At 41.8% G+C, this 13,737-nt stretch carries 10 protein-coding genes and 2 pseudogenes; 5 read left to right on the forward strand and 7 right to left on the reverse strand.

Annotated features, from left to right (window positions below):
• Positions 1-382: 382 nt before the first annotated feature.
• The 4 genes from rsmG to asnC all read right to left on the reverse strand — a co-directional run bounded on the left by rsmG (position 383) and on the right by asnC (position 4,273).
• A complete protein-coding gene (gene rsmG / locus AACQ81_RS18105) occupies positions 383-1,003 on the reverse strand; it encodes a 16S rRNA (guanine(527)-N(7))-methyltransferase RsmG (RefSeq protein WP_237388144.1) in 621 nt (206 codons plus the stop codon).
• A gap of 11 nt (positions 1,004-1,014) precedes the next feature.
• Positions 1,015-2,904 carry a tRNA uridine-5-carboxymethylaminomethyl(34) synthesis enzyme MnmG gene (mnmG, locus tag AACQ81_RS18110; RefSeq protein ID WP_237388145.1) on the reverse strand — a complete coding sequence of 630 codons (1,890 nt, stop codon included), beginning with the start codon at positions 2,902-2,904 and terminating at the stop codon, positions 1,015-1,017.
• Positions 2,905-3,279: 375 nt separating this feature from the next.
• A complete protein-coding gene (mioC, locus tag AACQ81_RS18115; RefSeq protein WP_237388146.1) occupies positions 3,280-3,720 on the reverse strand; it encodes an FMN-binding protein MioC in 441 nt (146 codons plus the stop codon).
• A gap of 91 nt (positions 3,721-3,811) precedes the next feature.
• Positions 3,812-4,273, reverse strand: a complete 462-nt coding sequence (asnC, locus tag AACQ81_RS18120) for a transcriptional regulator AsnC (RefSeq protein WP_092553390.1) — start codon at positions 4,271-4,273, stop codon at positions 3,812-3,814.
• A gap of 166 nt (positions 4,274-4,439) precedes the next feature.
• On the opposite strand from asnC, the gene asnA reads away from it, so the two are divergent.
• Entirely contained in the window at positions 4,440-5,432 is a 993-nt protein-coding gene (asnA, locus tag AACQ81_RS18125) for an aspartate--ammonia ligase (RefSeq protein WP_237388147.1), read from the forward strand.
• A gap of 3 nt (positions 5,433-5,435) precedes the next feature.
• Here the strand turns inward: asnA and viaA are convergent, their stop codons facing one another.
• Together viaA and ravA are read right to left on the reverse strand one after the other, a co-directional pair.
• Positions 5,436-6,893, reverse strand: coding sequence for an ATPase RavA stimulator ViaA (viaA, locus tag AACQ81_RS18130; protein WP_237388148.1), 1,458 nt, complete (start codon positions 6,891-6,893; stop codon positions 5,436-5,438).
• 235 nt (positions 6,894-7,128) lie between these two features.
• Positions 7,129-8,634, reverse strand: coding sequence for an ATPase RavA (gene ravA, locus AACQ81_RS18135; RefSeq protein ID WP_237388149.1), 1,506 nt, complete (start codon positions 8,632-8,634; stop codon positions 7,129-7,131).
• A 257-nt stretch (positions 8,635-8,891) separates the two neighbouring features.
• On the opposite strand from ravA, the pseudogene AACQ81_RS18140 reads away from it, so the two are divergent.
• The 4 genes and pseudogenes from AACQ81_RS18140 to rbsR all read left to right on the forward strand — a co-directional run.
• Positions 8,892-9,071 (forward strand): annotated as a pseudogene (locus tag AACQ81_RS18140) (RbsD/FucU domain-containing protein); the annotation flags it as partial.
• Between the two features lie 177 nt (positions 9,072-9,248).
• A pseudogene (locus AACQ81_RS19805) lies at positions 9,249-9,990 on the forward strand (substrate-binding domain-containing protein); the annotation flags it as partial.
• 127 nt (positions 9,991-10,117) lie between these two features.
• A complete protein-coding gene (rbsK, locus tag AACQ81_RS18155) occupies positions 10,118-11,062 on the forward strand; it encodes a ribokinase (RefSeq protein WP_237388150.1) in 945 nt (314 codons plus the stop codon).
• Positions 11,050-12,048, forward strand: a complete 999-nt coding sequence (gene rbsR / locus AACQ81_RS18160; protein ID WP_237388151.1) for a ribose operon transcriptional repressor RbsR — start codon at positions 11,050-11,052, stop codon at positions 12,046-12,048. Before rbsK ends, rbsR begins: the two co-directional genes overlap by 13 nt.
• 5 nt (positions 12,049-12,053) lie before the next feature.
• On the opposite strand, the gene mdtD is transcribed toward rbsR, so the two are convergent.
• Positions 12,054-13,436, reverse strand: coding sequence for a multidrug transporter subunit MdtD (gene mdtD / locus AACQ81_RS18165; protein ID WP_237388152.1), 1,383 nt, complete (start codon positions 13,434-13,436; stop codon positions 12,054-12,056).
• Between the last annotated feature and the right edge of the window lie 301 nt (positions 13,437-13,737).

The following is a 13,737-nucleotide window of genomic DNA, read 5'->3' on the forward strand; positions in this document are numbered from 1 at the left end:
AAACACCTTAATAATCTCTCAATATCACCACTCTGTTGTTTTTTAATTTAAAAGGCATGCACAGATCTATACATTCTCTTTTAGTCGGTATCGTCAGATTTTTATAAGAGAAAGATTTTATACCTATAAAGTTTTATCTGATATATCGCTAAAAAAAGTTAAATTTTAATTTTGCTCACTTTCTCTAAAATTTATTTATAAAGGAAATTGGTCATAGTCATCAGAAAGAAAAATTATACCATTATAAAAATAACGTTGTTTTTCTGTGAGCTATTAGTAAATAAAGTTGAAACTATAGAGGGAAATAATTAGTAACGTCCGTAACATTATAAATGTGGTTGGCGTCACTAATTATTTATAATTTTATTGATAAACAACAAAGTCAGTTTGACTTAAGGATAACTAAATGACGTTGCTCATCTAATTCTGTAACTTGGAGAGAGATGACGCTATCAAGTATGAACCCTGCTGGCAATTTTATTAATTCATCTTCCGGTATTACACCTTTTAAAGCATAAAAACGCCCTTCAAGTAGTTTAGGAAGGTGGCCGCACCATAAGAGCATGTCTTGCAAAGACGCAAATGCACGACTAATCACCCCATCAAAAGGCGATTCAGGGATAAATTCCTCAACACGGCTTTGCACAGGACTGATATTGGTCAAACCGAGTTCATGCTGAACCTGACGTAAAAAACGAACTCGTTTTCCCAGACTATCCAATAAGGTGAAATGGGAGTCTGGGCGCACAATCGCCAGTGGGATCCCCGGTAAACCAGGCCCAGTCCCTACATCAATAAATTGCGTTCCATGAAGATATGGATTAACGGTAATGCTGTCCATGATATGGCGGACTAACATCTGTTCCGGGTTTCGGACAGATGTCAGGTTATAAGCCTTATTCCATTTGTTGAGCATATCAACATAGGCGACAAGCAGCTGTTTCTGTTCCTGCGATAATTCAATATCCGTCTTCGCCAGCAATAATTCTAATTTGTTAAGCAAAATCTGTCCCCTTAAGCGCTACGACGCAATAAACCCTGTTTTTTCAACCAGACCAGCAAAATAGAAATCGCTGCTGGAGTGATACCTGAAATGCGTGAAGCCTGACCAATTGAACTTGGTTTATGGTCATTCAGTTTTGCAATAACTTCATTGGAAAGCCCACTGACTTGTTGATAATCCAGATCAACTGGCAGTGCAGTATTTTCATTGCGTAATTGCTTTTCGATCTCTTCTTGCTGACGGGCAATGTAACCTTCGTACTTCACTTGAATTTCAACCTGATCTGCTGCCTGAGACTCTGTCAAGCTAGGTGCAAAACGTGACAGTGATGTCAGCAGTTCATAATTCATTTCAGGACGACGTAGCAAATCTTCACCATTGGCTTCTTTTGACAATGGTGTTCTCAACAGCTGGTTGATATCCCCTAGGTTGTCAGAATGGGGATGTACCCAGATATTACGCAGACGTTGACGTTCTTGTTCTATCATTTCAACTTTGAGGCAATAATGTTCCCAACGGAGATCATCAATTAAGCCTAGCTTACGACCTTGTTCAGTCAAGCGTAGATCCGCATTATCTTCACGCAACATCAAGCGATACTCAGCGCGGGAGGTAAACATACGGTAAGGTTCTTTAGTTCCCAATGTACATAGATCATCGACAAGAACACCGATATAAGCCTGATCACGGCGTGGGAACCAACCTTCTTCACCAGCAGCATAGCGGGCGGCGTTAAGACCTGCCAATAACCCCTGTGCGGCAGCTTCTTCATATCCGGTAGTGCCATTGATCTGACCCGCAAAAAACAGTCCATGGATAAATTTGCTTTCCAGAGTTTGTTTTAAATCACGTGGATCAAAGAAGTCATACTCGATCGCATAGCCAGGGCGAATTATGCGGGCATTCTCCATGCCTTTCATCGAGTGAACAATTTGCATTTGTACATCAAATGGCAGACTGGTTGAAATCCCATTTGGATAGATTTCGTTACTCGTGAGTCCTTCTGGCTCCAAGAAGATCTGATGGGCGTTGCGATCTGCAAAACGCATCACTTTATCTTCAATGGAAGGGCAGTAACGAGGGCCGATCCCTTCAATGATCCCCGCATACATTGGACTGCGATCCAAATTATTGCGGATCACTTCATGGGTTTTTTCATTAGTATGAGTGATATAACATGGAATTTGTTGCGGGTGTTGAGCCGCATTCCCCATGAATGAAAATACCGGGGTCGGTTTATCACCCAGTTGTTGTTCAAGCTGGCTAAAATCAATAGTTCGCGCATCAATACGAGGAGGTGTACCTGTTTTTAAGCGAGCGACACGTAAAGGCAATTCGCGTAAGCGGTGAGACAATGCGATCGCAGGAGGATCTCCGGCACGCCCACCACTGTAGTTTTCCAATCCAATATGAATTTTTCCGTCAAGGAAAGTCCCGACGGTCAGAACCACAGACGTAGCCTTAAATTTCAATCCCATACGAGTAACAACACCTGTGACGGTATTGTTCTCAACGATGAGATCTTCTACCGATTGCTGGAAGATCATTAAGTTAGGTTGATTTTCCAGTGCCGTTCTTACAGCTTGTCGGTAAAGCACCCGATCTGCTTGTGCGCGTGTGGCCCTAACTGCTGGACCTTTGCTGGCATTGAGTGTTCTGAACTGAATACCCGCCTGATCAGTGGCTTTCGCCATCAGGCCACCAAGTGCATCGATCTCTTTTACCAGATGCCCTTTACCGATCCCACCAATGGCTGGATTACATGACATCTGGCCCAAAGTATCAATATTGTGAGTCAGTAATAAGGTTTGACGCCCCATACGTGCTGCGGCCATAGCAGCTTCAGTGCCGGCATGACCTCCGCCGATAATGATAACGTCAAAATGCTCTGGATAAAACATGTGCGAACCTTCAATTGTGAAAATGCTTCGTATGCATTGGGGAGAGGATTCTACTCAAGTTTGGGCTTAAGACCAAGCAGGAAGAGATCATCGTTAATTAAAAGAAGATCTTTTTATTTAAAGATCTCTTTATTGGATCTTTTATTAGGATCACGATCTTCTGTGGATAAGTGGATTTTCCATATAAAGATCATGAGACTGTAAAGGATCATTTGCTGTGAATGATCCGTGATCCAAGCCAGTATAAGCTGGGATCTAAAAGCGGAGTTATTCACAGGCGGCTGATTGTGATTCGGTTATTAAATGGATAACTACGGGTTAACCCCTGCTTTTTAGACTAGTTATCCACAGTTAATCGTTATATTTTTAATCAGATTAGAGTAACTTTGCCCATTTTTTGACCCACTCTTCAGCTGGATCTTCGGGTATTTCGTGTTTTAGAATGTCTATTTCCAGTCGATCCCCGATCCGTTTTGCCCCGAGATCTTCCAATAAGCGTTCAAGTGATCTTATTGCACCACAAAATATGTCATATTCAGAACTGCCAATCCCGACTGCCCCAAATGTCACATTGCTTAGATCTGGTTGCTGTTGTGTGATCGTATCTGCCAGGGATTGGAGATTTGCAGGTAAGTCCCCTGCTCCATGCGTTGATGTTACAACAAGCCACAGTCCTTCAAGAGGAAGATCTTCCAATGAGGGACCATGAAGTATCACTGTTGAAAACCCGTCATTTTCTAAGATTTCGGCTATATGTTCAGCGACGTATTCGGCGCTACCCATTGTGCTGCCGCTAATTAAGGTTATCGTACTCATCGTGATCCTTGCTAAATTAAAGAGCAACTATTGTACGCTGTGAATCTATTGGGATCTACCTGTGGATAATATGGTTAAGCTATTTTTTCTTTTAGGGTTTGATTGTCCTTGTTATCGGGTTTTGCAAGGAGATCAATGTTTCTGTTGATTGGATTTCATCAATTGTCTGGATCTTGTTGATAAGTACATCCTGAAGCGCTTCGATGGATCGGCACATGACCTTAATGAAAATACTGTAATGCCCAGTGGTGTAATAAACTTCAACAACTTCATCAAGCATATCGAGCTTCTTCAATGCTGCCGGGTAGTCTTTGGCGCTTTTTAATATAATGCCGATAAAGCAACATACGTCGAATCCCAGTTGCTTGGCACTGATATCAACCCGGGTTCCGGTGATGATCCCTGACTGTTTCATTTTTTCTACGCGAACATGAATTGTTCCCGGACTGACGGAGAATTTTTTGGCTAATTCCGCGTAAGGTATACGTGCGTTCTCCATTAAAGCGTGAAGTATGTCACGGTCTAAATTATCGATCTGATAAATTTCTGCCATTTTTAAACCCTGTTTTTGAATGATATTCATTTTTTTGATGTAAAAATTATCGTTTATTAATCTTATACAATATTTTTATTATCAGATATTGAATTTGTACCTCATTTTGTTGCTTAATCTATATCAACAGGACACAGGGTCACTAAAAATTTTTGAGAACAACATCATGAAAACATCCTTCATTGAAAAACAGCAGCAAATTAGTTTTGTGAAATCATACTTTTCCCGTCTGCTAGAAAAACAACTTAGTTTAATTGAAGTTCAAGGGCCAATCTTGAGCCGTCTTGGTGATGGTACTCAGGACAACCTGTCTGGTCATGAAAAAGCAGTACAGGTAAAAGTGAAAACATTGCCGGATGCAACGTTTGAAGTGGTTCATTCTCTGGCGAAATGGAAGCGCAAAACTTTAGGTCGCTTTGGTTTTCAAGCTGAACAAGGGTTGTATACCCATATGAAGGCTTTGCGTCCTGACGAAGATCGCTTGACTCCTATCCACTCTGTTTTTGTTGATCAGTGGGATTGGGAGAAAACGATGGGTGAAGGTCAACGTTCACTCGATTATTTAAAACAGACAGTAGGTAAAATCTACGAAGCAATAAAAGAAACGCAACAAGCGGTAAGTAAGGAATTTGGTCTGGCACCGTTCCTGCCAGATCAAATTCACTTTATCCACAGCGAAGAGCTTCTGAAACGTTACCCGGATCTGGATGCTAAAGGTCGTGAACGTGAGGCAGCCAAAGAATTCGGTGCGATTTTCCTGATGGGTATTGGCGGTAAATTGTCTGACGATCAGGCACATGATGTTCGTGCACCGGATTATGACGATTGGACTTCACCAAACAGTGATGGTTTCTTTGGCTTGAACGGTGACATTATTGTCTGGAACCCAGTTTTGCAGGATGCTTTTGAAATTTCTTCAATGGGTATCCGGGTTGATGCAGAAGCTCTGCAACGTCAGCTTAAGATGACTGATGATGAAGATCGTCTGCAATATGATTGGCATCAGGCATTAATCAAAGGTGATATGCCACAGTCTATCGGCGGTGGTATCGGGCAGTCTCGTCTGGTAATGCTGATGTTGCAAATGTCACACATTGGTCAGGTTCAGTGTGGTGTTTGGTCACCAGAAATTATTGAATCAGTTGAAGGTGTGCTGTAAGGCTTAATTTCGCCACCTTCTTTGTAAGCGGCTTGTAAGTCCGGTATCAAAACGCCAGATATGATCGAATATCCGCATGATACCGGGTTTTCCATAATGGGAAAGGGAGACCGCATGGAAGCGGTGCTGTTGATGCTGTTGCAGATTTTTTATCTGATGGATTAGAGTGTCTGGCAATCGTTGGGCAATGAAGTCTGAAATAACAACCGCATCAGCATCTTTCCATATATTTTCTTTCATTTTTTCAACTGCTGCATTTAAACAAGATGCCAGATCAGTTCCTCCTTTGAACGTTTGTCCCAAAAAATGAATGGATTGAGTTAATCCATCCGGTGACGTCAAGTCATAATGAATCAATTCTGTCGAGAACAACATAATGTGGCAATGGCGATTATCCGCCAGCGCGATACGCATCAGTGCCAAACAAAATGCTTTTGAGCACTGTTCATTAAATCCTCCCATTGAGCCAGATGTATCGACACAAACAATAAAAGGCCCCCGTGGTTGTTTTTCATTATGGTGATGTGTAATGGGTTTTAGGGTTGTTTTTGGCTGCCAGTCATCCCCTTGCAGACGATAAGAAAGCAATTTTTTTTCCACCAGCCGCCGATAAAACTCATATTCCAATTCTTCAACATCAAGCATGGCCATCTCTGTGGGCAATAACCTTAAGATGTCATCACTTTGTCTGATTCCATTGATCAGTTCTGGCGTGGTATCAGGCACTCGTTCGAATCGGGTAACGGGTTCCAGAATTGGACTTTCTTCTGGAATTGATTTTGCTGTCTGACTGCGTCCAAGTAATTGCGCCAGTTTTTCCAGTTCAGGTTGATTTCTGAGAAAGTCAGCGTAGAGAGTAAATAGTTGTGTATTGTGCGAAGTTAGATGGAGTTGGCCTTTACTCATATCCCATAATCGACCGGAGGAGTGATCATTGAGATCAAATATAGGATCAAGATTGCCACTGAGGTTCAATTGTTTCTGGATCTCTGCCAGTAATTGTTCTCTTTCTTGTTCTAAGAGTGCGTTGTTAAATGTTGTTGCTTGCAGGATCAGACTGAGGTGCCAGCGTTGAATAAATAATATTTGTCCTGACGCGGTGTGTTCAGAAAGTGTTTTGGAGAGTATATCGGCTTCACTAGCAAAAGGGGATTCGAGTTGCTGAAATTTCTCGATGATATTAGGTAATTTTTGATAGAAATTTATTGTGTCAAGGGTTTGTACTTGTTGATATAGCTGAAACTCTTCATTCAGTGATGCAGGGATAATTGTCTCTTTTATTCTTTGCTGCAATCTTTTCCGCCATTCGGGGAGATCTTTCAGCAATGCGTGTTTTAATCTCGGGAACTTTTCAAAGAAAATAATTAATTGAGGAGTACTCAGTAGTGTTAAAATGATCTCTTCGATCAGTTTGCCTTCATTGATGGCAAGTAAGAGATCGAGTGTGGACAGAGTTAACATGTTGTTACCCCCGGATATCGGGTGAGTTTTCCATTGTGGAGCATGCACCAACATTACAGAAATAGCCATGTTCTTTGTGAAAAATATCCGTAAATTTCAGGTAATCTCTTTTATCTTCTTTGGCAAATATCATGAGTCATGGCAATACTTGGTGGGGGAATCTGTGGCTGAACTCTCTTACTGCGTGATGCTTAGCTCTATCCCAAGGGAAATGATATTTGATACCCTGAATTAGTCACTCCCTCATTTTTGATCTCAATTGTTTCTGTTTTTCAGTCAATTGAAGAAAGCTTTGCTCAATAATTGCAATCCAATGTTCTTCGATAAATAAACAAGATTGATGCTGATTAAATAATTGGTGTTGATGTTGAATTTCATCACGGATGGATATCAGTTTTTCATTCCACTTTGTATTGGCTTTTTCTGGAGTTACCCATTTTTTCTTTGTTTGGTAAAGAACGGCGCTATTACGGCTGGTATCCAGTACTTCAAGCTGATGTTTTTCGTTGATTTCTGTCGTGATGGCTTGAGGGAAACCAACTCCATTTAAGCAGGCGAGTAGTTTCCCTGTGTTATTTTTTAATGTATTTTCCAATGATTTTTTATCTATTTCGATGAAATTTATTTCGATATTATGCAGATATAATGAAGGATGCAAAAATAGTGTCAGTTTTTTATCTGTGATCTCTTCGGGCAGTGAATAAAGGATCTTACGGCCAAAGAGGGATTTTTGGGAGGCTAGCTGCAAGGGGGAGTGATCATTTTCGTCTTGGTTGGATTGAACCCAGTGTTGGTATAATTTCTCCATTTTCTGCATTAGGGTATGTTGTTGATAGGCTTGTTCTGTCAATAAAGTGTGCAGGAATTGAGGAAGAAGTTTTAAGGTGTTCAAGTCGTGCCACAAGCAATCTTTTAATAACACTATATCTAGCGGTGATATCTCGTTTCGTCCGTTGAAAAGGGCGCTGGCCTGCAATAAGCGGATGGATTTTTTCCAGCGTCGATCTGAAACGCCGGCCATATTTCCAGTAGCATTTACTTGCTGGCGCAGTTGATAAACCAGCTCGAAGATATGATCTGGTAGGGATACATGGTTGATCTTGTCTTGCCATTGATGGAACTCGTCATCAGTGATCTGGATGTGAGCAGGTACGGGATTGTCATTTTCATTATTCCGATCAGTCAGTAATGCCCGGAAATTTCTCTTTTCCTGAATCTTGTCCAGACAAAGCCGGATCAACATACGATCATAGAGTGCTTCCAGACCACTATCAGCTTCAGGGAATTCATTGGATGCAGTAACCAGTAACCGCATTGGCAGCTGTTCTTCTTGATTGCCATTTCTGAATTTTTTTTCATTGATAGCAGTGAGTAGCGTATTCAGGATTGCAGGGCCTGCTTTCCAGATCTCATCCAGAAAAACAATTTTGGCTTCGGGTAAATAACCTTCAGTCAGGCGCTGATAGCGTCCTTCATCTTTAAGTGCTTGAATAGAAAGGGGGCCAAAGATCTCTTCGGGGGTGGAAAAACGGGTCATCAGATATTCAAAAGCATGTGCATTTTGAAACGCGAACTTGAGTCGACGGGCGATAAGGCTTTTGGCTATTCCCGGTGGTCCAAGGAGAAAAACACTTTCTCCGCATAAGGCCGCTAGCAGGCAAAGACGAATAGCTTGACGCCTTTCATATAACCCACTTTCTAGATACTGACTTAACTGGGATATCTTCTCAACCAATTGCATAGTATTTACACCTTGGTTTGCTTAATTACCTCCCTTTATTTATAGATAAAATGCAATCTATGCAAAGATTTTGATGGTGTATTCTTGAACTTCTTCGGAACATTCAAAAAATCGCTTCAGCTTAACTTATTTAATAAATTAATATTTTTATCTGACTATGACGATCACACTTTCATATTAATCAAGTTGTCTTTGATATTGAGCTTTATATGATAACTCCTTAGCGAAACGTTTCGCTAAGGAGTTAATAAAAAAATGAAAAAGGCGTTTTATTACATTCTGATATTTCAGCCGTTATTTCTCGTTTGGGGCATACGGATCAAATTATACTTAGTGATACGGGATTACCTATCCCATGGTCTACCCAACGAATTGATTTAGCGCTAACCCAGGGAACCCTTGATCTACTGTCTGTGTTTGGTGTTGTTGTTCGGGAATAACAAGTAAGCCGTCATTACAGAGAAGAGTAAAGCCGTTATTCGTACGGGGGAATGCACTCCCTACCCCATGAATGCTCTGAACGAAGAGCGATTGATCGAAATGATGGTGGGGCGCGGGCTAGAGGATCGATAACAGCACTAACTTCCAAACGTTGGTTTACCGAAACATGGCTGATGGAACAAAAATCACTTATTGCGTTATTAGCCTTGATTGCGGTTGTTTCTATCCTTAGCCCCAACTTTTTCACATTGAATAACCTCTTTAATATCCTTCAGCAAACATCTGTTAATGCCATCATGGCGGTGGGAATGACGCTGGTGATCTTGACTTCTGGAATTGATTTATCTGTTGGTTCTCTGTTGGCACTGACAGGAGCAATAGCTGCATCAATGGTGTTGCCTATGCACTAGCATTGGGGACGGGTATTGGTGCGTGTACTGGGGCGCTATTGTTGCGAAAGGCAAAGTTCAGGCATTTATTGCAACATTTATTGCAACATTGGTCATGATGTTGTTATTGCGCGGTATCACCCGTGTTTATACCGATATTGGTAACACACAGGATTTGATGGTTCGTGGCATAAAATTGATGTTAATTAACCCAACCGATTCAGAAGCTGTTGGTAATGCAATAATCATGGCAAATAAGGCAAATATTCCTGTTATTGCTCTTGACCATTCAGCGAGTAAGGGCAACGTTATCAGCTATATTGCTTCCGACAGCCGTTTAGGTGCCAAAATGGCCGCTGATTTTATCGCTGAAAAATTAGGTAATGGTGTCAAAGTCATTCAATTGGAAGGTATTCCAGGCGTTTTAGGTGCGCGTGAACGCGGTGAAGGTTTTGGTCAGGCGGCCCAAAAGCACAAATTCAATATGTTGGCCAGCCAACCATCGGCGTTCAGACTGCGGACAAAGTGTTAAAAGGTGAAAAAGTTGACGCCATCATTCCGGTTGAACTGGAATTAATTGTTAAAAAATAATCAACATTATTCATGCAGCGATTAGTTTTTATGTCTGCATTTTTTATACAGGAATAAATGCAATGAGCATGGCAAAACTTGTGGTGATGGGTAGTATTAATGTGGATCACATTTTGAACCTTGAATCTTTTCCTAAACCGGGAGAAACCGTAAACGGCAGGCATTATCAGGTTGCATTTGGAGGAAAGGGCGCTAATCAGGCTGTGGCTGCTGGTCGTTGCGGTGCTGACATTACATTTATTGCCTGTGTTGGTCAGGATGGTATCGGCGAACAAGTATGTCAACAGTTAGCGAAAGACAATATCAATACTTCATCCATTGAGTGTATTGAAGAGGAAACTACGGGAGTGGCCCTGATTTTTGTCAACCAGCAAGGGGAGAATGTCATTGGTATTAACGCCGGGGCAAATGGTGCTCTGACGCCAGATTATTTCCACCGTTATGAGCACGTAGTCAAAGATGCAGATGCGCTATTATTACAGTTAGAAACACCGTTGGAAACGGTACAACTTGCTGCTGAAACGGCTAAGAAACATCATACCAAAGTTATTTTGAACCCTGCGCCAGCCCAAAAAATATCAGCTCAGTTACTTTCTCTGGTGGATATCATTACACCGAATGAAACCGAAGCAGAATACCTGACAGGCATTACCGTAAAAGATGATGCGGGAGCGAAGGAAGCGGCTCTGGCCTTACATAATCAAGGTATTGAAACTGTCATTATTACTTTGGGAAGCCGCGGCGTATGGTTAAGTGAGAAAGGTAAAGAAGGCAAAATTGTTCCTGGATTTAAAGTAAAAGTGATCGATACGATTGCGGCAGGAGATACATTCAATGGCGCCTTGGTAACGGGATTGCTGGAAGGAAAAAAGATGTTGTCGGCGATCCGCTTCGCTCATGCTGCGGCTGCAATTGCTGTGACACGTCAGGGAGCACAGCCTGCGGTACCGTGGCGACACGAAATTGATACATTTCTATCTGAACAGGACTCACTGTGGCTACCATGAAGGACGTTGCCCGTCTGGCGGGTGTATCGACATCAACTGTTTCTCACGTGATTAATAATAATCGTTATGTCAGTGAGAAGATCAAAAAGAGGGTAAATGCAGCTATTGAAGAGCTGAATTATACGCCTTCTGCGTTAGCTCGAAGTTTGAAAATCAAACAAACCAAAACTATCGGTATGCTGGTTACCAGCAGTGATAACTCGTTTTATGGTGAGGTTGTCAGAGGCGTTGAGCAAAGTTGCTATGAGCGAGGATATAGTTTAATCCTTCATACTGAAGGTAATTTAACCCGAATGCTCCGCGGTATGGAAACCCTGTTGCAAAAGCGCGTCGATGGTCTATTGATTATGTGCTCCGAACAGCAACTGATATCTAAGGACTTTTTTCTGCGATACCCTCTGGTGCCAATTGTGACAATGGATTGGTCTCCCTTTGATGTTTCCAGTGATGTGATTAAAGATAACTCACTGCTGGGGGGAGAACTGGCAACAAGTTATCTGATTAGCAGAGGATTTCGCAAAATAGCCTGTATCGCAGGTCCACAGGATAAGATGCCTGCTCAACAGCGTTTGTTTGGTTATCGAAAAGCCATGAGAGATGCCGGACTTGAAATCTCTGAAGGTTATGAGATTTACAGTAATTTTGAGTTTTCCGGTGGTTTTTTATCAATGAAACAATTATTGCAGCTACCGGAACCCCCAGAAGCAGTCTTTGCCAGTAATGATGCCATGGCGATTGGTGTTTATCAGGCGCTATATCAGTCAGGGCTTTCTGTTCCTAAAGATATTTCTGTCATTGGCTATGATGACATAGCAATTGCCCCCTATTTGGCCCCTCCGTTGACGACTATCCATCAACCAAAAGATGAACTGGGTAAACTGGCAATTGATATTCTGCTCTACAGAATGGAAAATCCAGAAAGTGAACCCAGGGAACTGGTTTTAACACCAACGCTGATCGAGCGTAGTTCAGTAGCCAGTCGTTAATGGTTTCATTTCTTAATTAAGTTATTTCCGTCTTCTTTATTAAGTAACAGAAAGACAGTTGAAGAAATCAAGGTGATGACTCCCATCGTAATCAAGGTATAGTGGAAATGGCTCACGGTTGAGCCATTTCCCATTGACTCATAAAACCGCAGAACAGCGGCACTGACGGTTACCCCAAAACTTATCGATAACTGCTGAACCACCGCTAGCAGACTATTACCAGCGCTTGCATTGTTATTATTCAAATCACCAAGCGTAATCGTATTCATCGCTGTGAACTGCGTAGACATCGCCATTCCCAATATAAATAGAGGAATTATTAAAAATGCGACAGGGAGTCCCGGTGTTTGTAGAGAAAATTGAGAAATCATTACACCAATAATGACGGTGACCCAGAGGAGTGTATTTCTATAGCCAAATAGGGTCAGTATCTTGGTGACAAAAGATTTGGCGAAAATAGAACCGATCGCATTTGGTGCCATCATTATTCCAGCTATCACTGCTGAGTATCCAAACCCTACTTGTAGCATCAACGGAATAAGAAATGAGAGAGAACCGGTACTCAAACGGGTTGCAATATTGCTGGCGATACCGATTGAAAATGTATGTGTCTGGAATAACTGTAAGTCAATGAGGGGGTTTTTGTGTTTTTTCGCGTGGAAAACATACCCTAACAGAATAATGATACCGCTAGCCAATAACAAAAAGGGAATATAGCCAGAAAGAGAATTTTCACCAAATAAGTCAAAGCTAACTGAAATCATTACTAACCCGATGCCGAACAACGCGAATCCCAGAAAATCGAAAGGGCATTTGGGCATTGTTAAATTGGGCATGTTCTTTCTGGCATAAATGATACCCAATAAACCGATGGGGATATTAATGATGAATATCCAGTGCCATGTTGCGTAGGTCACCAGTAAACCGCCTAGCATTGGGCCTAAAATTGGACCCAATAACCCTGGCATAGTGACGAAATTCAAAATAGGTAACAATTCGCTACGCGGATATGTTCTTAATAAAGCCAGACGAGCCACAGGCATCATCATTGCTCCCCCTATTCCTTGAATCACTCGGGATATGACCAAGAAAGACAGATTGTGGGAAAGAGCACAAGCTAACGAGCCTAAAGAAAAGAGAGAGACGGCATAAATGAATATCCGCCGAGTACCAAACCTATCAGCTAACCAACCACTGACGGGAATTAACATCGCTACAGTTAAGGTATAACTGACAATAGCAGGCTGCATTGCTAGTGGAGAGTGATGAAGACTCTTAGCAATTGCTGGTAAGGCGGTGTTAAGAATCGTGGCATCCAAAGACTGCATAAAAAAAGCCATGGCTGCAATCCAAGGCAATCCAGACATATTACGCGCGGATTTAACCATTAGATATCCCATTTGTTTCTGATTATGGATTAGTGAATAGAGAATAACTACATATATAATACGTTATCCTAGTGTATTAATTTAATCATTGTTGCCTATAGCACCAATTTTTGGTTGAAAAACTAACATAATTACCTGTTTTGCTGAAAAAAGATGCGAACAGGAAAAAAAACAAAAAAAACTCTTGTCAGCGGCGGAAAACCCCCTATAATGCGCCACCACTGACCGACGCTGCGCTGAGACAGGCCGCGGCGGGAAGTCGGAAAAGAGCGAAAATAAACGCTTGACTCCGGAGGCAAAC

The sequence above is a fragment of the Xenorhabdus sp. Sc-CR9 genome, assembly GCF_963897815.1.
Classification (GTDB): Bacteria; Pseudomonadota; Gammaproteobacteria; order Enterobacterales; family Enterobacteriaceae; genus Xenorhabdus.

What these genes read in the sequence shown, in the direction of transcription:
- mioC (WP_237388146.1), bottom strand. Translation starts at nt 3,720, where the DNA reads ATGAGTACGATAACCTTAATTAGCGGCAGCACAATGGGTAGCGCCGAA.
- rbsK (WP_237388150.1), top strand. Translation starts at nt 10,118, where the DNA reads ATGAGCATGGCAAAACTTGTGGTGATGGGTAGTATTAATGTGGATCAC.
- viaA (WP_237388148.1), bottom strand. Translation starts at nt 6,893, where the DNA reads ATGTTAACTCTGTCCACACTCGATCTCTTACTTGCCATCAATGAAGGC.
- asnC (WP_092553390.1), bottom strand. Translation starts at nt 4,273, where the DNA reads ATGGCAGAAATTTATCAGATCGATAATTTAGACCGTGACATACTTCAC.
- ravA (WP_237388149.1), bottom strand. Translation starts at nt 8,634, where the DNA reads ATGCAATTGGTTGAGAAGATATCCCAGTTAAGTCAGTATCTAGAAAGT.
- asnA (WP_237388147.1), top strand. Translation starts at nt 4,440, where the DNA reads ATGAAAACATCCTTCATTGAAAAACAGCAGCAAATTAGTTTTGTGAAA.
- mnmG (WP_237388145.1), bottom strand. Translation starts at nt 2,904, where the DNA reads ATGTTTTATCCAGAGCATTTTGACGTTATCATTATCGGCGGAGGTCAT.
- mdtD (WP_237388152.1), bottom strand. Translation starts at nt 13,436, where the DNA reads ATGGTTAAATCCGCGCGTAATATGTCTGGATTGCCTTGGATTGCAGCC.